This is a genomic window from Solirubrobacter pauli (assembly GCF_003633755.1).
Taxonomy (GTDB): Bacteria; Actinomycetota; Thermoleophilia; order Solirubrobacterales; family Solirubrobacteraceae; genus Solirubrobacter; species Solirubrobacter pauli.
In genome coordinates, this window is record NZ_RBIL01000002.1 from 989,333 (window position 1) to 1,008,039 (window position 18,707).

An 18,707-nucleotide genomic window follows, 5' to 3' on the forward strand; every position below is an offset into this window, starting at 1 on the left:
CCTTCACGTTTTCCGCCTGTCGGGCGGGCCCCCGTGGGTTCTCTAGGGCCGCCACCCCACTTCAGAGCGGCACCGTCCCTGCCGATACCAGGGATGGCATGAACTTCGACTTCGCGGACATTCTGCTCAAGGTCGTGGAGCACAAAGCTTCCGACCTCCACATCACGTCGGGCGCTCCGCCCACGATCCGCGTCCGCGGCTCGCTGGTTGCCCTCGAGGGCATGCCGAACCTGACGCCGACCGACACGCGCGAGATCGTCTACGCGATCCTCTCGAGCTCGCAGCGACAGGTGCTGGAGACGGACTGGCAGCTCGACTTCGCGTACTCGGTGCCCGGCGTCGGCCGCTTCCGCGTCAACACCTTCTTCCAGCGCGGCACGCTCGGCGCCGCCTTCCGCCTGATCCCGTCCGAGACGGTCCCGATCGAGCGGCTCGGCCTGCCGTCCGTGGTACGCGACTTCGCGACCAAGCCGCGCGGCATCGTCCTCGTGACCGGCCCGACCGGCTCGGGCAAGTCCACGACGCTCGCCTCGATCATCAACGAGATCAACGAGACGCGCGACGAGCACATCCTCACGATCGAGGACCCGATCGAGTTCCTCCACCGCCACAAGCGCTGCGTCGTCAACCAGCGCGAGATCGGCCAGGACGCGCCGAGCTTCTCGATGGGCCTGAAGGCCGCGCTGCGCCAGGACCCCGACGTGATCCTCGTCGGCGAGATGCGCGACATGGAGACGATCGGCACCGCGCTGACCGCCGCCGAGACCGGCCATCTCGTCTTCGCCACGCTGCACACGCAGGACGCGCCGCAGACGATCGACCGCATCATCGACGTCTTCCCGCCCTCCCAGCAGGGCCAGATCCGCGCGCAGCTCGCGATCGGCCTGCAGGGCGTCGTCACCCAGACGCTGCTGCCGACCGCCGACGGCACCGGCCGCTGCGTCGCCGCCGAGGTGCTCGTGCCCACGCCGGGCGTGCGGAACCTGATCCGCGAGGGCAAGACGCACCAGATCTACTCGCTGATCCAGACGGGCGGAGCGGAAGGCATGCAGACGATGGACTCCTCGCTCGCGACCCTGGTCCGCGCGGGCAAGATCACGATGGCGACCGCCGAGACCCGCTCCTCCCAGCCGGCCGAGATGCGCCGCCTGGTCCAGGGCATGCCCGCCGGCACCGTCGCTCCGCCGGTGGCCGTCTGATGGGCGCCGCGGTCTGGACCTACAAGGCCGTCGACGGCGCCGGCGTCCCCTCCAAGGGTGAGCTGAAGGCGTCCTCGAAGGACGACGCCAAGCAGCAGCTCAGCACCCTCGGCCTCAAGGCCATGGAGCTGAACGAGAAGAAGGGCGCGCTCAGCGCGGACATCACCCTCTTCCAGCGCATCAAGGCCGCCGAGCTGACGGTCATGACCCGCCAGCTGGCGACCATGATCACCTCGGGCATGACCCTCCTGCGCGCGTTCTATGTGCTCGAGGACCAGCTCGAGAACAAGAAGCTCAAGGACTGCATCGCCGCCGTGCGCGAGGACATCGAGAGCGGCCTGGCCTTCTCCGACGCGCTCGCCAAGCACCCGAAGGTCTTCTCGCCGCTGTACGTCGCCATGGTGCGCGCCGGCGAGACGGGCGGTGTGCTGGAGGCCTCGCTGGACCGGATCGCCGACCAGCTCGAGAAGGACGACGAGCTGCGCCGTCAGGTCAAGGGCGCGATGGCGTACCCGATCGTCGTGCTCACCTTCGCCCTCTGCGTGCTGATCGGCCTGATCGCGTTCATCGTCCCGGTCTTCGTCAAGGTCTTCGCGGACTTCGGCGGCGACCTTCCGATGATCACCAAGATGACCGTGAAGGCGTCCAACGTCGTCACCGGCCAGTGGTACCTGCTGATCATCGCCGCCATCGGCCTGCCGATCGGCTTCAAGAAGTGGCGCACGAGCGCCATGGGCCGCCCGCAGTGGGACCGCATCCGCCTCAAGTTCCCCTTCAAGATCGGCGTCACCGTCCAGAAGATCGCGCTCGCCCGCTGGTCGCGCACGTTCGCCGCCCTCTACTCCGCCGGCGTGCCGATCATGCAGGCGATCGAGATCACCGGGCAGACCGCCGGCAACTCCGTGATCGAGAAGGCCATGGCCGACGTCATCGAGTCCGTCAAGTCCGGCGGCTCGATCGCGGACCCGCTCAAGGAAGCCCCGATCTTCCCCGGCATGGTCGCGCAGATGATCGCCGTCGGCGAGGAGACCGGCAACCTCGACGCGATGCTCTCCAAGGTCGCGGACTTCTACGAGGCCGAGGTGTCCGCCGCCGTCAAGGCGCTCACCTCGATCCTCGAGCCCGTGATGATCATCCTCGTCGGCGGCATCGTCGGCTTCATCGTGATCGCGATGTACATGCCGATGTTCAAGGTCTACGACGCGATCAAGTAAGCGTCTTGGTCACGATCGTCGGGCGCTTGCCCGCCCGGATCGTGACCACCTTCGCGGTGCCGACCGAGCCCGGCTTGGTCACCTCGATCGTGAGCTTCGCACCGGCCTTGAGCGCCCGGTTGCGGAACGGGGTCAACGCGACCGTGCCGCGCTTGCCGGTGATCGTCGCCCGCTTGCGCGGGCAGCCGCCGGCGCACTTGATCGTGATCGTCGCGCCGGCCGGCACGTCCTTGAGGCTGAGCGCCGAGAAGCGCGTGCTGCGCTTGGTCGCGTGCATGAAGTAGCTGAGGGCCACGTCGAGCTTCGGCCTCGTGTCCGACGGGGCCGGAGTGGGCGCGGGAGCCGCGGGCGTCACCGGCACGGGCGTTGCGTCGAGCCCGTCGCAGTTCTCGTCGAGGCCGTTGGCCGCCAGGTCGGGCGCGGTCGGGTGGATCGCCGGGTTCGCGTCGTTGCAGTCCGCCGGCACCACGAAGCCGTCCGCGTCGTCGTCGATCGCGGTGACGGTCCATGTGCGGCTGACCGTGCCGCTGACCGAGTCGTCCGTGAGGCTGTAGGCCCGCACCGAGAACGTGTGCGTGCCGACGCCGAGGCCGCTCGCCGTGAACGTGCCGTTCCGGCAGTCCTTGAAGGTTGCGTCGTCGACATGGCAGTCGTAGCCGTAGCCCGGCGCGCCGAACGTGAACGTCGCGCTCGAGCGCATGATCTGAGCCCCCTCATCGGGGCCGGTGTGGATGACCGGGACGGGCGGATTGGGAGCGGCGAAGAGCGCGGCAACGGCGACGGCAAGCACGCGGCGAGCATACGGCCGTTTCCGGACCGCAAGCCCCGGTCTGCACCAACGTCAGCCCGAACGGTCAGCTGGAGCCGCGCGCGGACCAGCCGCCGTCTGAGGCGATGGTCTGCCCGGTGACCCAGTCGGCGTCGTCGCTGCACAGCCAGGCCACGAGCCGTGCGGCGTCGTCCGGCGTGCCCCAGCGGCCGCCCGGCATCGCGCGTGCGACGCGCTCGTGCGGCGCGCCGGTGGCGTAGCCCGTGTCGTTCGGCCCGGGGTTGACGCAGTTGACGGTGATCCGGCGGGGAGCGAGCTCCACCGCCAGCGAGGCCGTCAGCTGCTGGAGCACCGCCTTGGAGGCGATGTACGGCAGCTCATCGGGCATCGCGCCGTGGTACTGGCCGGAGCTGAACAGGACGATCCGCCCCGAGTCGGCCTGCTCGGCGAAGTGGCGGACGAGCAGCAGCGTGGCCCGGGCGTTGACGGCGAACGAGAGGTCGAGCTCGGCCGCGGTGAGCTGGCTCAGCGACTGCTGCGAGCTGCGGGCATGGTTGGCCACGAGCGCGTCGATCCGGCCGAGGGCGTCGCGGGCGGCGGCGATGACCCGTGCGGGGGCCTCCGGATCGGCGAAGTCGACCGCGAGGAAGTGCGCGCCCAGCTCGTCCGCGATCCGCTCGCCGCCGCCGGGCTCCTCGCCGTAGACCTGCGTCGCGTCGTGCGGCGACCAGCCCGTGAGGAACAGGCGGAACCCGTCAGCGGACAGCCGCCGGGCGATCGCGGCGCCGATCCCGCCCGTCCGGCTCACGCCCGTGACGAGCGCCGTGCGGCTCATTCAGAGCGCCCCGGACGTGGCCGGGATCGTCCAGGTCTGCTTGGCCTTCTGGTGGACGCGGGTCGCCGCGTAGGCGAACGCCGCGGCTTCGGACCGGCGATCGCAGATGATCTCGAGGCGCCAGTCGTCGGTCTCGTAGAAGCAGCGGCGCGCGGCCGGCGCGTGCTTGCGCATGTACCGGAGCACGCGATCGAACAGCGGGTTCGGGTCCGGCTCGGTGGTCAGCAGCAGTGCCGGGTCGACGAGCTCGGTGTAGACGTCGATCACGAGCTCCCACTGGCCTGGACCGCGGCAGATCTCGTGCGCTCCGAACGTCGAGCAGGCGTACTTGGGCGTCGGCTGGTTCGCGCACACGATGTCCTTCGCCAGCTGCTTCGTGCAGCGCGTCATGGCCCGCAGGCGGTGGTTGAGCGTCGCGTACACGCGCTCGAACGCGCGCGGATCCGGGCCCGCTCCGGCGATCAGCGCGTCCGTGAGCAGCTCCTGCTGGATGCCGGTCGTGAGCGCTGCGCGCAGCTCCTCGGGCGACCGCGCATCGACGTACCCGGCGTGCTCCGCCTCCTGACGGGCGGCCTCGGTCATCGCCGCGGCCAGCATCGCCTCGGGCACGACGATCCCGCGCGCCGCGGCCTCGCGCGCGATCCACTCGCGGTGCACGACCCCAGCGGGAAAGCGGCCCAGCTCGGCGGCGGTGAAGGCCCGGTCGCCGAGGATCACGGGCGTGGCGGCGGTCTGCGCGGACGCCGGCGCCGGCCAGCAGAGGAACACGGCCAGGATGATCAGTCGGCGCATGCGGGCGCAGGGTAGGCGGCGCCGGCGCCGGCGAGCGGTCCGCGCATAAACATCCTTAAGCCGACTGACTATCGTCCGTTTGCATGAGCTCGCTTCCCACGCCGCTGGTCACGACCGACTGGCTGGCCGACCACCTGGCCGATGCCGACCTGCGCCTGCTCGACGCGACGATCTTCCTCGCCCCGCCGGCGGGCCCGGGGGAGGACTGGACGCAGGAGCGTGGCGACGTCGCCCACGCCGAGGAGCACATCCCGGGCTCGCGCTATGCCGACCTCGTGTCCGAGCTGTCGACGGACGACGGCTGGTTCTCGCGCCCGGGCGCCGAGTCGTTCGCGGCCGCGGTCGAGCGGCTGGGCATCGGCGACGGCATGAAGGTCGTCGTCTACGACCGCGCCGCATCGATGTGGGCGACGCGCGTGTGGTGGCTCCTGCGCTCGTACGGCTTCGACGACGTCGCCGTGCTCGACGGCGGATTCCCCCGCTGGAAGGCGGAGGGCCGGCCCACCACGGACGAGCCGACGCCGGCGGCGCCCGTCGCCACGTTCACGCCCTGTGACCGTCCGGAGCTCGTGGCGTCGACCGCGGACGTGCTGGCGGTCGTCAACGACGGCGGCGCGTGCCTGATCAACTCGCTCACCGCCGAGGACTTCAGCGCCACCGAGACCGACCGCTACGCCCGCCCGGGCCGCATCCCGGGGAGCCTCAACGTCCCGGTGTTCGACCTCCTCGCCACCGACGGCACGTTCCGCTCACCCGAGGAGCTGCGCGAGCACTTCGCCGACGTGCTGGCCCAGCCGGGCCGCAAGATCACCTACTGCGGCGGCGGGATCGCGGCGACCGGCGATGCGCTCGCCCTCTACCTGCTCGGCGAGGAGGACGTCGCGATCTACGACGGCTCGCTGCGCGAGTGGACGTCGGACGCGTCGCTGCCGCTCGAAGTCGGCTGAGCACCGCCGCTCACCCGTGCGGGGGAGCCGTGCGGCGCGACGATTTCCCTGCTGCTACGGTGTTTCGGCGTTCCAGGCCCGGATGGTCACGCGTACTCGCGTCCGGGCCTCCAACGATCCGAAAGGACAACGATGCCGCGCCGGTCCAGGCTGCGGCTCGTCCCGATCACCGCGTTGATCGCGTGCGTTTTGCCGTGCGCCGGGGCGAGCGCCGCACCGAACATGAACGTCGACTTGCCGATCTCGCCGGACGAGCAGCGCGTCGAGCGCGCCGCGCAGGCGCAGACGCTGCTGGCGCTCGCGGAGCGCAAGCAGGACCGCCGCGACGCCGCCGCGCGTGAGGTCCGCGCGTCCGCCGAGGTGGTCGACGCGGCCCGTTCCCAGATCGGCGACGGCTACGCCTACGGCGGCAGCGGCCCGGACGGCTTCGACTGCTCCGGCCTGACCGCCTTCGCCTTCGCGCGCAGCGGTGAGCGCCTGCCCCACAACTCGCAGGCCCAGTACGCGCTGGGCAGGTCCGTCAGCCGGGACGACATCAAGCCCGGTGACCTCGTCTTCTTCAGCACGGCGGGCCCGGGCGCGTCGCACGTCGGCATCGCCACGAGCCGCACCCGCGCGGTCTCGGCGACCAGCAGCGGCGGCGTGATGGAGCACTCGACGACGGACGCCTACTGGGGCGGCCACTTCGTCGGCGCGCGCCGGCTCTAGTCGATCAGCTGCGCGAGGCTGCCCGGCTCGGGCAGGTGGATCCAGCCCTCGGCGCGTGCGCTCGCCGCGTGCTCGTCGCCGGGCGGGATCGTCTTCCCCCGCTCGGCCGCGCGTGCGATCAGCGCGCACAGGAGCGCGTCGAGGCAGTCGTCGGACTTGACGCAGTCGTCGCGCCCCGTTCCGATGTCGAAGCGGTCGCCGAGACCGGCGAGGAGCACGTCGACGAGCTCCTCGCGGCGTTCGGAGCCGGGCTCGCCCTTGTAGGACGGCGCCGGGCGCTGTGCGAACGATGTCGGCAGCCAGCACCGCAGCGCCGCGTCGGGATAGGCCTCGACGGCGAGCCCGCTCCCGTCTCGCGGCGCGTCGAGCCCGCTGAGCAGGCGTGCGCACCGGAAGGCGCAGTAGGCGATCTTGTCGGTCGACACCGAGAGCGCGAGCTTGCCCGCACGCTTGTGCACGAAGCGATCCGTCTCCCGATAGGCCAGCGCACGCGCCTCGACGTCCGGCCACTCGTCCCCGCGGATCGCCGCGACGAACGGCTCCGGCCAGCCGAACGGCGCGTCGATCGCGACCTTCGTGTGCCCGCTGCGAATCGCGGCGCGGAGCGGTTCGTCCCCGGCCTCCGGCCCGCCGCGGTGCAGCGTCCTGACCCGCGCGCCGCTGCCGCTCCACTCGATCACGCAGACACCCGTCTTCTGCGCTTGAGAGGCGAGGTCGATACCGAGCGTCGTCGACATCACGCAAGAGAATCACAGTGCGCTCAGCAGGGACTCCCGCGGGACGCTCGTCGAGCGCGAGCCGATGGGTGATCTGGAGCTGCGCGTGCGCCGGGAGGTCTGCGGCTGCCCACCGGGGAGGTACCAGCCGGAGCACACCGGCGGCTGACTTCGTGTCGTCTTTGCGCAGCCGTGTGCCGAATCAGCCACGTGGCTGTGACGTTTCACGCGTGCCGCGTGGTGGCGACCAGCAGGTCCGCTACGGTCGCCGAACATGACCGGCCGTTCGATTGCGCTCTTCATAGCCGCCGCGCTTGCGGAGATCGGCGGCGCGTACCTCGTGTGGCTCGGGATCAAGGAGCACAAAGGCCTGGCGTTCGTCGCGTTGGGGGCGATGGCGCTCACCGCGTACGGCGTGGTGGCGGCCTACCAGCCGAGCACTGAGTTCGGTCGCGTGCTCGCGGCCTACGGCGGCGTGTTCATCGTCGGCTCGCTGCTGTGGGGCGTCGTGTTCGACGGGTTCAAGCCCGACCGCCTCGACATCATCGGCGCGCTGGTCTGCCTGACCGGTGTCGGGATCATCATGTACTCGCGGTAGCGCGTCGCATGCTCCACGTTCATCGATCCGACCGGGCCGACGGCCTGATTGAAGCCCTGCGGGCGCTCCTGGCCGCCCCGCCGGCCGACCCGTTCGCGCGGGAGGTCGTCGCGGTGCCGACGCGCGGCATGGAGCGCTGGCTCACCCAGCAGCTCTCGAACGCGCTCGGCATCTGCGCGAACGTGGAGTTCCCGTTCCCGCGGCGGCTCACGGGCGCGGCGGTGGCGGCCGCCTCCGGCATCGAGGCCGAGCGTGACCCGTGGCTGCCGGAACGGCTCGTCTGGCCGCTGCTGGAGGTGGTCGAGGGGTCGCTCACCGAGCCCTGGCTGGCCGCGCTGGCCGACCATCCGAAGGCGCGGCGCTTCGCGGCCGTCCGGCACCTCGCGAACCTGTTCGACCGCTACGCGACGCATCGGCCGGAGCTGCTGACGGGCGAGCACTGGCAGGCGCGGCTGTTCGAGCGGCTGCGGGCGCGGGTGCCGGTGCCTGACCCGGCGGCGCGGGTGGAGTCGGCGTGCGCGCGGCTGCGCGTCGAGCCGGACGTGGTGGACCTCCCGCAGCGGCTCTCGCTCTTCGGGCTCACGCGGCTGCCGGCGGCGCAGCTCCACGTCCTGCGCGCGCTCGCCGAGCACCGGGACGTCCACCTGTTCCTGCTGCACCCGTCGCCGGCGCTGTGGGCGCGGATCGCCGCCGCGGACCGCTGGCCCGTCCTGCGCGCCGAGGCCGAGGACGAGATCGGGCACATGCCGCGCAACCGCCTGCTCGCCTCCTGGGGACAGGACTCGCGCGAGCTGCAGCTCGTGCTCGGGCCGGACATCGCGGCGCACGAGCACCCGGTGGAGCACCGGACGGGGACGATGCTCGCCGAGCTGCAGGCCGCGGTCCGGGAGGACCGCGTGCCGGAGGTCGACGGGCCCGACGGGAGCGTCCAGGTCCACTCCTGCCACGGCCGCGCGCGGCAGGTCGAGGTCGTGCGCGACGCGGTCCTGCACCTGTTGGCGGAGGACCCGTCGCTGGAACCGCGCGACGTGATCGTCATGTGCCCGGACATCGAGGCGTTCGCCCCGCTCATCCAGGCGACGTTCGGCGCGGGGGAGATCGCCGAGGACGAGGACGACGAGCTGGATACGCTGCCGCCGGAGGACCGCCCGCCGAACCTGCGCGTGCGGCTGGCGGACCGGTCGCTGCGCCAGACGAACCCCGTGCTGGGCGTCGTGGCGCGGCTGCTCGAGCTCGCGGGCCGCCGGCTGACGGCCTCGGAGGTGCTCGAGCTCGCCGAGCGCGAGCCGGTCCGACGGCGCTTCCGGTTGGACGACGACGCGATCGCCCGGCTCCAGGACTGGGTGCGCACGAGCGGCATCCGCTGGGGCCTGGACGCGCAGCACCGCGCGCCGTTCAAGCTGGCCGAGCTGCACGCCGGCACCTGGCGGTTCGGCCTGGACCGGCTGCTGCTGGGCGTCACGATGACCGACGAGCAGCAGCGCCAGTTCGCCGGCGTGCTGCCCCTCGACGACGTCGAGAGCGGCGCGATCGAGCTCGCCGGGCGGCTGGCGGAGTACATCGCACGGCTGCAGACCGCGGTGGACGCGCTGGCGATCGAGCAGCCCGTGGACGCGTGGGCCGAGGCGTTGCTGACTGCCGCCGACGGGCTGTGCGCCGTGCCGCCGTTGGAGGGCTGGCAGCGCTCGGAGCTGCAGCGGCTGCTCGACGACGTCGTCCAGGAAGCCGCGTCGTTCGACGGCCTGCTCTCGCTCGAGGAGGTCCGCGCGCTGCTCGCCGACCGCTTGAAGGGCCGCCCGACGCGCGCGAACTTCCGCACGGGGCACCTGACGATCTGCACGCTGATGCCGATGCGGTCGGTGCCGCACCGCGTCGTCTGCCTGCTCGGGCTCGACGACGGCACGTTCCCGCGCAAGGCGCCGCGCGACGGCGACGACCTGATGCTGGACACGCCGCACGTCGGCGAGCGCGACGCCCGCGCCGAGGATCGGCAACTGCTGCTCGACGCGCTGCTGGCCGCGGGCGACCGGCTGATCATCACCTACACCGGCAACGACGAGCGCACCAACGTTCCGCGCCCACCTGCGGTGCCGGTCGGCGAGCTGCTCGACCTGGTCGGGAAGGACGTCGTGACCGAGCACCCGCTGCAGCCGTTCGACCCGCGCAACTTCGAAGCGGCGAGCCCCTGGAGCTTCGACCGCGTGACGCTCGAGGGCGCGCGGGCGCTGACCGAGCCACGATCGGGTGCGCGCCCGTTCCTGCCCGGCCCGCTGCCGCCGCGCGCCAGCGGTCCGGTGGAGCTGGACGCGCTCGTGTACTTCGTCGAGCGTCCCGTGCGGGCGTTCCTGCGCCAGCGGCTGGAGATCAGCGTCGGCGACTACTCGCAGGACGTCTCCGATGCCCTGCCGGTGCAGCTGGACCACCTGGAGCAGTGGGCGGTCGGCGACCGGCTGCTCAGCGCCGTCATGGCGGGCGCCGACGGCCGTGCCGCCATCCGCGCCGAGATCGCCCGCGGCACGCTGCCGCCCGGCCAGCTCGGGCGGCCGGTCGTCGACGAGATCTGGCAGGGCGTCAACGACATCGCGGGCAAGGCACGAGCGCTGATCGGCGCGGCGGGCGACCCACGATCGGTGGACGTCAAGCTCGACATCGCGGGCCGGCGGCTGTCCGGCACGGTCGCGGGCGTGCGCGGCTCGTTGCTGACGACGGTCACGTACTCGAAGGTCAACCCGCGCCACCGGCTCGGCGCCTGGGTGCGGCTGCTGGCGCTGTGCGCGGCGGGTGGGGAGTACGAGGCGCTGACGGTCGGCCGCGCGCAGGCGGGTGCCCATCACATGGCGTCGGTCACCGTCGCGCGCATCCCGGTGCTGGATCGTGCGTTCGCGGTTGATCAGCTCGCGTTGCTGCTGGACCTGTACGACCGCGGCATGCGCGAGCCGCTGCCGCTGGCGTGCCGCACGTCGGCGGCGTACGCCGCGGGGGCCGACGCGCGCCAGGAGTGGGAGTCCGACCGCTTCCCGAAGGAGGACCGCGAGCCCGAGCACGAGCTCGTGTTCTCGGGCCGCTCGTTCGACGACCTGCTCGCGATCCCCGCGCACGAGGATGAACGCTGGGAAGCGAGCGATACCAGCCGCTTCGGGCAGTACGCGCGCCGGCTGTGGGGCGGGCTCAGCGGCGTCGAGGACGTCAACGACCAATGAGCTACGCGTTCGACATCTGCGGGCCGCTGCCGAACGGGATCACCGTGCTGGAAGCCAGCGCGGGGACCGGCAAGACCTACACGATCGCGGCGCTGGCGGCCCGCTACGTCGCGGAGGGCACGCCGCTCCATGAGCTCCTGCTCGTCACGTTCACGCGGATGGCGACCGGTGAGCTGCGCGATCGGGTGCGCGAGCGGCTCGTGCAGACCGAGCGCGACCTCAGCGAGGTCCTCGCGGGCGCCCCGACCGCCGACCTGGAGGACGCGGTCGCGCGGCTGCTGGCGACGGGCACGAAGGAGGAGATCGCGGTGCGCCGCGACCGGCTCGTGCGCGCGCTGGCCGACTTCGACGCCGCGACGATCGCGACCACGCACCAGTTCTGCCAGGAGGTGCTCGGCGGCCTGGGCGTGGCGGGAGACCTCGAGCGCGACGCGCAGCTCGTGGAGGACGTCGAGGACCTGATCGGCGAGATCGTCGACGACCTCTACGTGCGGCGGTTCATGAAGTCCGAGGACCCGCCGCTGATCACCCGCGCGGAGGCGAAGCTGATCGCCACGGACGCGATCGAGAACCCGGGCGCGCCGATCGAGCCGCGCGACACGTCCGGGAGCGACCTGGCGGCGATGCGGGCGCGTCTGGCCGCGGCCGCACGGGTCGAGTTCGAGGCGCGCAAGCGAGCCCGCTCGATCATCACCTACGACGACCTGCTGACGCGCCTGCGCGACGCCCTGCGGCGGAGCGGGGTGGAGAAGCTGCGCTCGCGCTACCGGGTCGTGCTCGTCGACGAGTTCCAGGACACCGACCCGATCCAGTGGGAGATCCTCAGGGGCGCGTTCGGCGGGGGCGGCGTGACGCTCGTGCTGATTGGAGATCCCAAGCAGGCGATCTACGCCTTCCGTGGCGCCGACATCTACTCCTACCTGGAGGCGAAGGAGGCGGCGACCGCGACCGAGACGCTGGACGTCAACTGGCGCAGCGACCAAGGGCTGATCGACGCCTACGACGCGATGTTCGGCGGCGCGCAGCTCGGCGACGAGCGCATCCAGTACCTGCACGTCCGCGCGAACGACCCGGACAAGCGGCACGACCTGCTCGGCGCGCCCCTCCGGATGCGGGTGGTGGATCGCACGCATCCGTCGATCACGCTCACGGGCAAGGGCTACGCGAACCTCACGTCGGCGCGGCTGTACGTGGCGAGCGACCTCGCCGCGGACATCGTGCGCCTGCTCGAGTCGGGCAAGGCCAAGCCGGGCGACATCGCGGTGCTGGTGCGGTACAACCGGGCCCACGCGCTGCCCGTGCGCGATGCGCTGGACAAGGCCGGCGTGCCCGTGGTCATCAACGGCGCCGGCAGCGTCTTCGGCACGCCCGCCGCGCGCGAGTGGCTGCGGCTGCTGGAGGCGCTCGAGCGGCCGTCGTCGGTGCCGCGGGCACGGGCGGCGACGATGACCTCGTTCCTGGGCTGGAGCGCCGAGCGCGTCGCCACCGCTGATGATGAGGACTGGGAGGACGTGCACCGGCGGCTGCACGCGTGGGCCGCGCTGCTGCGCCGGCGGGGGCTCGCGTCCCTGTTCGAGACGATCACGCTGATCGAGCGGCTGCCGGGGCGCGTGCTGGCCGAGGCCGACGGCGAGCGCAAGCTCACGGACCTGCGGCACGTCGGCCAGCTGCTGCACAGCGCGGCCGCCGCCGAGCGCTTCGGCACGGCCGCCCTCGCGGTGTGGCTGCGCCAGCGCGTGCAGGACGCCGACCGCGAGGGCGACGAGGAGCGCTCGCGACGGCTCGAGTCAGACGCCGAGGCCGTCCAGGTGCTCACGATCCACCGCTCGAAGGGACTCGAGTTCCCGGTGGTCTACGTCCCGTACCTGTGGGAGCCGACCTGGGTCGACGACAAGCCCGTCCCGATCGTCTACCACGATCCCGACGCGGGCTTCCAGCGCACGATCGACGTCGGGCTCGTCGGCAGCGCCTACAGCCGTCACAAGCGGCTCTACGAGGCCGAGCAGCGTGGGGAGGACCTGCGGCTCGCGTACGTCGCGCTGACGCGCGCCAAGCACCAGGCGATCACGTGGTGGGCGGGCACGTGGAACAGCCGTGACTCCGCGCTCAGCCGGCTGCTGCTGGCGCGGGACGCGGATGGTCGCGTCGCCACGCGGGGCCCGAACCCGCCGACCGACGACGCCGCGATGGAGCACTTCCGCGCGCTCGCGTCGGCCGCGCCGGGCTGCGTGAGCGTGGAGCGCGCGACGCTGCCGGACGCCGTCGAGCCGTGGTCCGGGCCGCGTCCCGAGACGGCGCGCCTGGCCGCGGCGAGGTTCGATCGCGAGCTGGACCGGTCGTGGCGGCGGACCTCCTACAGCGACATCACGGCCGCCGCGCACGAGGCCCGCGTCGCGAGCGAGCCGGAGGAGACGGTGATCACCGACGAGCCCGACGACGACCGCTCGGACGAGCTGATCATCGACGAGACCGAGGTGACCGCGACGCCGGCGACGCTGCACGCGGTCGCCCCGTCGCTGTTCGATGAGGCGGAGGAGCTCGCGGAACCCGACCCCGTGCTGCCGCTCGCCGGCATCCCGGGCGGCACGGCGTTCGGCACGTTCGTGCACTCGGTCTTCGAGGCGGTCGACTTCGCCGCGCCGGACCTGGACCTCGAGCTGACCGCCCGGGTGCGCGAGACACTCGCGCGCCGGCCGGTGGACATCGGCTCGCAGGCCGCGGTGGTCGAAGGGCTGCGCGCGGCGATCGAGACGCCGCTCGGCCCGCTCGTGGACGGCGTGCGGCTGCGCGACATCCAGCGCGCCGACCGCTTGGACGAGCTCGGCTTCGAGCTGCCGCTGGCCGGTGGCGACGACCCGCACGCGTGGCTCACGCCGGCCGCGATCGGTGCGGTCCTGCGCGAGCACCTCGGCAGCGACGACCCGCTGGCGGGCTACGCCGACCGGCTGGCGGACCCCGAGCTGCGCGCGGCCGTCCGCGGCTACCTCACCGGCAGCATCGACCTCGTGTTCCGCGTCGAAGAGCGGTTCTCGATCGTCGACTACAAGACGAACCTGCTCGCGCCACCCGGCGAGGCGCTCACCCCGGCGCACTACGCCCCCACGGCGCTCCGGGCGGAGATGGAGCACGCCCACTACGGCCTGCAGGCGCTGCTCTACACCGCCGCGCTGCACCGCTACCTGCGCTGGCGCCTTCCCGGCTACGACCCGGACGTGCACCTCGGCGGCGTGCTGTACCTGTTCGTGCGCGGGATGACCGGCGCGACCGAGTCCGGCGTGTTCGCCTGGAAGCCGCCTGCGCCGCTCGTCGTCGCGCTCAGCGACCTGTTGGAGATCGGAGTCCTCGCATGAGCGCGCTGGACGACTTCGAGGTCCGGCACGCGCTGCGGTCGCGCGGGGTGCTGCGCGAGTTCAACGCGATCGGCGTGCTCACGGCGGCCGACGTGCACGTGGCGGAGCGGCTGGCGGCCCTCGCGGGCGAGGAGGACGAGCTCATCGTGCTGGCGGCCGCGCTCGCGGTGCGCGCGCCGCGGCTCGGGCACGTGTACGTGGACCTCGCGACCATCCGCGAGACCGCGACGGTGGACAGCGACGAGCCGGTGGACCTGTCCGAGCTGCCGTGGCCGCAGCCCGAGGCGTGGCTGGACAGGGTGCGCGAGTCGGTGCTCGTGCACGTCGGCGAGCGGGATGCGCCGGACCCGCGACCGCTGCGGCTCGTGGACTCAGCGCTCTACCTGGACCGCTACTGGCGCGAGGAGGGGCAGGTCGCGACGGACCTGCGCGCGCTCGGCCAGGCGGAGTCGGTGAACACGCTGCAGCTCGACGAGTCGCTGGATCGGCTGTTCGAGCGGCCCGGCGCGCAGCGCGACGCGGCGCGGATCGCGGTCGAGCGGCGCTTCGCGGTGGTCGCGGGCGGGCCGGGCACGGGCAAGACGACCACGGTCGCGCGGATCGTCGCCGCGCTCGCCGAGCAGGGCAGCGAGCTGCCGCTGGTGGCGCTCGCGGCGCCGACCGGCAAGGCCGCCACGCGGCTGAAGGAGGCCGTGCACGCGGAGGCGCTCCGCCTGCGCGCCGAGGGGCGGCTGGGCGACCGGGTGCGGGACGAGCTGCTCGCGTTGAACGCGTCGACGCTGCACCGGCTGCTCGGCTGGCGGCCCGGCAGCCACAGCCGCTTCCGGCACGATCGTGGCAACCGCCTGCCCCACGACGTCGTGATCGTCGACGAGACGTCGATGGTGTCGCTGACGCAGATGGCGCGGCTCGTCGAGGCGGTCCGCCCGGGCGCGCGGCTGGTGCTGGTCGGTGATCCCGGGCAGCTGACCTCGATCGAGGCGGGCGCGGTGCTCGGCGACATCGTCAACGTGCGCGGGCCGGGGGTGATCGAGCTCGACGTCGTGCACCGCGGGCAGGAGGGCATCAAGACGCTCGCGCCGGCGATCCGCAACGGGGACGCGGACGCCGCGATCGACGCGCTGCGGCACGGGTACGCCGACATCACCTGGATCCCGGTGGACGTGGGGGAGCCCGAGTCGCTCGCGCAGCTCGCGCCGATCCGCGACGGCGCGGTGGCCGCGGCCACCGAGGTGATCGAGGCGGCCAAGGCCGGGCAGGACGCCGCGGCCATGGCGGCGCTCGGCACGTTCCGGGTGCTGTGCGCGCACCGGCGCGGCCCGCACGGCGTGTCGGTGTGGACGGCGCGGATCGAGCGCTGGCTCGGCAACGCGATCGGCCGTGGCCGCTGGTACCCGGGGCGGCCGCTGCTCGTCACCAAGAACGACTACGGCCTGGACCTCTACAACGGCGACGCGGGCGTGGTCGTCACCACGGCGCCGGGCAAGGTCGCGGCGGTGTTCGAGCGTCGTGGCGAGCCCGTGCACTTCGCGCCGTCGCGGCTGAACGCGATCGAGACCGTGTACGCCATGACCGTCCACAAGAGCCAGGGCTCGCAGTTCGCGACCGCGGCGGTGCTGCTGCCCGCGGCGACGTCGCCGATCCTGACGCGTGAGCTGCTCTACACCGCGGTGACGCGCGCGAACCGGCACTTGATCCTGGCCGGCACCGAGGAGACGATCCGCGCGGCGGTCGCCCGCCCGGTGGCGCGCGCCTCCGGCCTCGGACGACGGATGGGAGCCCACTAGCGTGACGGGCATGGACATCGACCTCTCGGGCCGCACGGCCTTCATCAGCGGGTCCACGCAGGGCATCGGCCGCGCGATCGCCGCGAAGCTCGCCGGCGCGGGCGCCGCCGTCACCATCAACGGGCGCGACGCGGGGAAGGTCGCCGCGGTCGCGGACGAGCTGGGCGTCAGCGGGATCGCCGCGGACGTCGGCACCGCCGACGGCGCGCGGACGGTGCTCGAGCAGCTCCCGGCCGTCGACATCCTGGTCAACAACCTCGGGATCTTCGCGCCGACGCCGGTGCTCGAGATCGACGACGACACGTGGCAGCGGTTCTGGGACGTCAACGTGATGTCGGCGATCCGGCTCACCCGCGGCTACCTGCCCGGCATGGTCGAGCGCGGCCACGGCCGCGTGCAGTTCATGGCGAGCGACTCGGCGGTCGCGATCCCCGAGGAGATGGTCCACTACGGCGTGACCAAGACGGCGCTGCTCGGCGTCTCCCGCGGGTTCGCGAAGGCGGTCAAGGGCAGCGGCGTGACCGTCAACAGCGTGATCGCCGGCCCGACGCACACCGAGGGCGTCGAGGACTTCGTGCGTGAGCTGGTCGGCGACGACCTCGACTGGGACGCCGCGCAGCGCAAGTTCGTGGCCGAGCACCGGCCGAACTCGCTGATCGGACGCCTGATCGAGCCCGACGAGATCGCGAACCTCGTCGCCTACCTCAGCTCAGACCTCGCCTCCGCGACCACGGGCGGCGCCGTCCGGGTGGACGGCGGCTACGTCGACCACATCCTCCCGTAGCGGTTACGCGGCGTAGCGGGCCTGCGCACGGGCGCGGGCCTTCGCCGCCTCTTCCTCGCGGTTCTTGGGCGGCGCGTTCGTCACGAGGTGATCGAGCAGCCTCTGCGTCGCGATCGCGACCTCGGCCACGGCCTCCTCGAACGCGGCCGCGTTGGCCTGCGACGGCTTGGTCGAGCCGCTGATCTTGCGCACGTACTGCAGCGCGGCCTCCTGCACTTCCTTCGTGGTCGCAGGCGGCTCGAAGTTGTGGAGCTGACGGATGTTGCGGCACATGCCACGAAGCCTACGTGCCGAACTCGGGCGTGTGACGCCCGAGCGGCGTCAGCGCGAAGACGACGCCTTGCGGCTCCTCGCGCTTCTCGACCAGGCCGAGCGCGATCAACCGGCTCAGGTCGAGCATCAGCAGGGTCTCGTCACGGCGCGGCGAAGGGTCGTCGGACAGCGGGAGAGCGGGTGAGCGGGACATGCGACGGGCTCCTTGAAGGGCTACACGGATCCACGTAGGGCCGCGTAGAGTTGCGCCTGCTCCGGACGGAACGCGAACTGCCTGCAATTTGGGAGGAACGCCTGAGCTACGCACAACTCTGTGCACATGCGGGGGCGCTCAGAACGCGAGATACGCACAGGTTCTGCACAGCCCCACGTGGCCGGCAGACCGCGCCGCTGTGTAGAACGGCAGGGGATGGGACCCTCCGACCGCCTCCTCCGCGCCGTCGCCCAAGAGCGCGCCACGCTCGAGCGCCAGCGCGCCCAGCTCGCTCGTGAGGCGGACGCGCTGCGTGCCTCGCTGCGCCGGATCGAGGCCGGCCTGGCGGAGATCGATGCGCTCACGGCGCGCCTCGACGGCCTCGCGACGGGCGAACCGGTGGCACCGGCGCCGTCCCCGGCCGTCGCCGCGTCCACGCCGCGCGCGGACGGCCCGAACACGTTGCGTGGCCCCTCCATCCGCGAGGTCGCCGTCGCCCTGCTGGTCGCCGACGGCCGCGATGCGCTGCACTACCGGGAGTGGTTCGACCTTCTCACCCAGGCTGGGTATGACGTGGCGGGAAAGGACCCGTTGGCCGTGTTCCTGACGCAGATCACCCGTTCACCCGCCGTCCGCAAGGGCGCGCGCCCGGGCGAGTACGCGCTCGACCGCGAGGCGCGCGCCACGCACGAGAGCCGGCTGCGCCATCTCAACCAGCAGCTCGCGGCGCTGCCGAGCCAGACGAGCGACCTGACCGAGCTGCGCGCGCGTCGCGCACAGCTGACCGCGGAGATCACCCGGGTCGAGAAGGCCCTCGAGGAGCTGCACCGCGCGGCATGACCATTCGCCCGGCAAGAGCCGCCGACGCCGCGCAGGTCGCGGCGATCTACAACCACGGGATCGCGGAGCGCCAGGCGACGTTCGAGACGCGGGCGCGGCGGCCGGCCGAGATCGAGGGCTGGCTCGAAGAGGGGCGGCCGTTCCTCGTCGCGACCGAGGACGACGACACGACCGTGCTCGGGTTCGCCCGCGTGAGCCCGTACAGCGTCCGCCAGGCCTACGCGGGCGTGGCGGAGCACGCGGTCTACGTCGCGGAGCGCGCCCGGCACCGCGGCGTCGGCGCGGCGCTGCTGAACGCGCTCGCCAAGAGCGCCGAGCAGGCCGGCTACTACAAGCTGACCAGCCGCGTGTTCACGACGAACACGGCCAGCCTCGCGCTGCACCGGCGGGCCGGGTTCACCGAGGTCGGCGTCCAGCGACGGCACGGCCAGCTGGACGGCGAGTGGAAGGACACGATGCTCGTCGAGCGCCTGCTGGGCGAGGCGGCGCGCCAGTAACTACG

Annotated in this window: 17 protein-coding genes; 11 read left to right on the top strand and 6 right to left on the bottom strand. The window is 72.5% G+C overall.

Features of this window, described 5'->3' with window-relative positions:
* Positions 1-98 precede the first annotated feature (98 nt).
* A complete protein-coding gene (locus C8N24_RS24365) occupies positions 99-1,199 on the top strand; it encodes a type IV pilus twitching motility protein PilT (RefSeq protein ID WP_121255051.1) in 1,101 nt (366 codons plus the stop codon).
* Positions 1,199-2,413, top strand: coding sequence for a type II secretion system F family protein (locus tag C8N24_RS24370; RefSeq protein ID WP_121255053.1), 1,215 nt, complete (start codon positions 1,199-1,201; stop codon positions 2,411-2,413). The genes C8N24_RS24365 and C8N24_RS24370 overlap by 1 nt, the downstream gene beginning before the upstream one ends.
* Here C8N24_RS24370 and C8N24_RS24375 read toward each other — a convergent pair.
* The 3 genes from C8N24_RS24375 to C8N24_RS24385 all read right to left on the bottom strand — a co-directional run bounded on the left by C8N24_RS24375 (position 2,406) and on the right by C8N24_RS24385 (position 4,809).
* On the bottom strand, positions 2,406-3,203 hold the full coding sequence (locus tag C8N24_RS24375; protein WP_147447965.1) for a putative metal-binding motif-containing protein: 798 nt from the start codon (positions 3,201-3,203) through the stop codon (positions 2,406-2,408). The two genes, C8N24_RS24370 and C8N24_RS24375, sit on opposite strands and share 8 nt — an antisense overlap.
* Positions 3,204-3,267: 64 nt before the next feature.
* Positions 3,268-4,017 carry an SDR family oxidoreductase gene (locus tag C8N24_RS24380; RefSeq protein WP_121255057.1) on the bottom strand — a complete coding sequence of 250 codons (750 nt, stop codon included), beginning with the start codon at positions 4,015-4,017 and terminating at the stop codon, positions 3,268-3,270.
* Entirely contained in the window at positions 4,018-4,809 is a 792-nt protein-coding gene (locus C8N24_RS24385; protein ID WP_121255059.1) for a hypothetical protein, read from the bottom strand.
* 83 nt (positions 4,810-4,892) lie between these two features.
* Here C8N24_RS24385 and C8N24_RS24390 point away from each other — a divergent pair, with 83 nt between their 5' ends.
* Both C8N24_RS24390 and C8N24_RS24395 read left to right on the top strand, forming a co-directional pair.
* Positions 4,893-5,756: a sulfurtransferase gene (locus tag C8N24_RS24390; protein ID WP_121255061.1), complete on the top strand. Its 864-nt coding sequence runs from the start codon at positions 4,893-4,895 to the stop codon at positions 5,754-5,756.
* Positions 5,757-5,978: 222 nt separating this feature from the next.
* Entirely contained in the window at positions 5,979-6,464 is a 486-nt protein-coding gene (locus tag C8N24_RS24395) for a C40 family peptidase (protein WP_170179382.1), read from the top strand.
* On the opposite strand, the gene C8N24_RS24400 is transcribed toward C8N24_RS24395, so the two are convergent.
* Positions 6,461-7,201, bottom strand: a complete 741-nt coding sequence (locus C8N24_RS24400) for a DUF429 domain-containing protein (RefSeq protein ID WP_121255065.1) — start codon at positions 7,199-7,201, stop codon at positions 6,461-6,463. The genes C8N24_RS24395 and C8N24_RS24400 overlap by 4 nt on opposite strands.
* 253 nt (positions 7,202-7,454) lie before the next feature.
* On the opposite strand from C8N24_RS24400, the gene C8N24_RS24405 reads away from it, so the two are divergent.
* The 5 genes from C8N24_RS24405 to C8N24_RS24425 are packed head-to-tail and all read left to right on the top strand — an operon-like array spanning position 7,455 to position 16,899.
* Positions 7,455-7,778, top strand: coding sequence for a YnfA family protein (locus C8N24_RS24405; protein ID WP_121255067.1), 324 nt, complete (start codon positions 7,455-7,457; stop codon positions 7,776-7,778).
* 8 nt (positions 7,779-7,786) lie between these two features.
* Positions 7,787-10,978: an exodeoxyribonuclease V subunit gamma gene (gene recC, locus C8N24_RS24410; protein ID WP_121255069.1), complete on the top strand. Its 3,192-nt coding sequence runs from the start codon at positions 7,787-7,789 to the stop codon at positions 10,976-10,978.
* Entirely contained in the window at positions 10,975-14,328 is a 3,354-nt protein-coding gene (locus tag C8N24_RS24415) for a UvrD-helicase domain-containing protein (RefSeq protein WP_121255071.1), read from the top strand. Before recC ends, C8N24_RS24415 begins: the two co-directional genes overlap by 4 nt.
* Positions 14,325-16,115, top strand: coding sequence for an exodeoxyribonuclease V subunit alpha (recD, locus tag C8N24_RS24420; protein ID WP_121255073.1), 1,791 nt, complete (start codon positions 14,325-14,327; stop codon positions 16,113-16,115). Before C8N24_RS24415 ends, recD begins: the two co-directional genes overlap by 4 nt.
* A 10-nt stretch (positions 16,116-16,125) precedes the next feature.
* Positions 16,126-16,899, top strand: a complete 774-nt coding sequence (locus C8N24_RS24425; protein ID WP_121257957.1) for an SDR family NAD(P)-dependent oxidoreductase — start codon at positions 16,126-16,128, stop codon at positions 16,897-16,899.
* Between the two features lie 3 nt (positions 16,900-16,902).
* Here the strand turns inward: C8N24_RS24425 and C8N24_RS24430 are convergent, their stop codons facing one another.
* The gene (locus C8N24_RS24430) at positions 16,903-17,172 is read right to left on the bottom strand and encodes a DUF2277 domain-containing protein (RefSeq protein WP_121255075.1); all 270 of its coding nucleotides are present in this window, start codon (positions 17,170-17,172) and stop codon (positions 16,903-16,905) included.
* Between the two features lie 10 nt (positions 17,173-17,182).
* Complete coding sequence (locus C8N24_RS24435; RefSeq protein ID WP_121255076.1) at positions 17,183-17,365, bottom strand: hypothetical protein; 183 nt, start codon at positions 17,363-17,365, stop codon at positions 17,183-17,185.
* Between the two features lie 216 nt (positions 17,366-17,581).
* On the opposite strand from C8N24_RS24435, the gene C8N24_RS24440 reads away from it, so the two are divergent.
* On the top strand, positions 17,582-18,205 hold the full coding sequence (locus C8N24_RS24440) for a hypothetical protein (RefSeq protein WP_121255078.1): 624 nt from the start codon (positions 17,582-17,584) through the stop codon (positions 18,203-18,205).
* The gene (locus C8N24_RS24445; RefSeq protein WP_121255080.1) at positions 18,202-18,702 is read left to right on the top strand and encodes an arsinothricin resistance N-acetyltransferase ArsN1 family A; all 501 of its coding nucleotides are present in this window, start codon (positions 18,202-18,204) and stop codon (positions 18,700-18,702) included. Before C8N24_RS24440 ends, C8N24_RS24445 begins: the two co-directional genes overlap by 4 nt.
* The last annotated feature ends 5 nt before the right edge of the window (positions 18,703-18,707 follow it).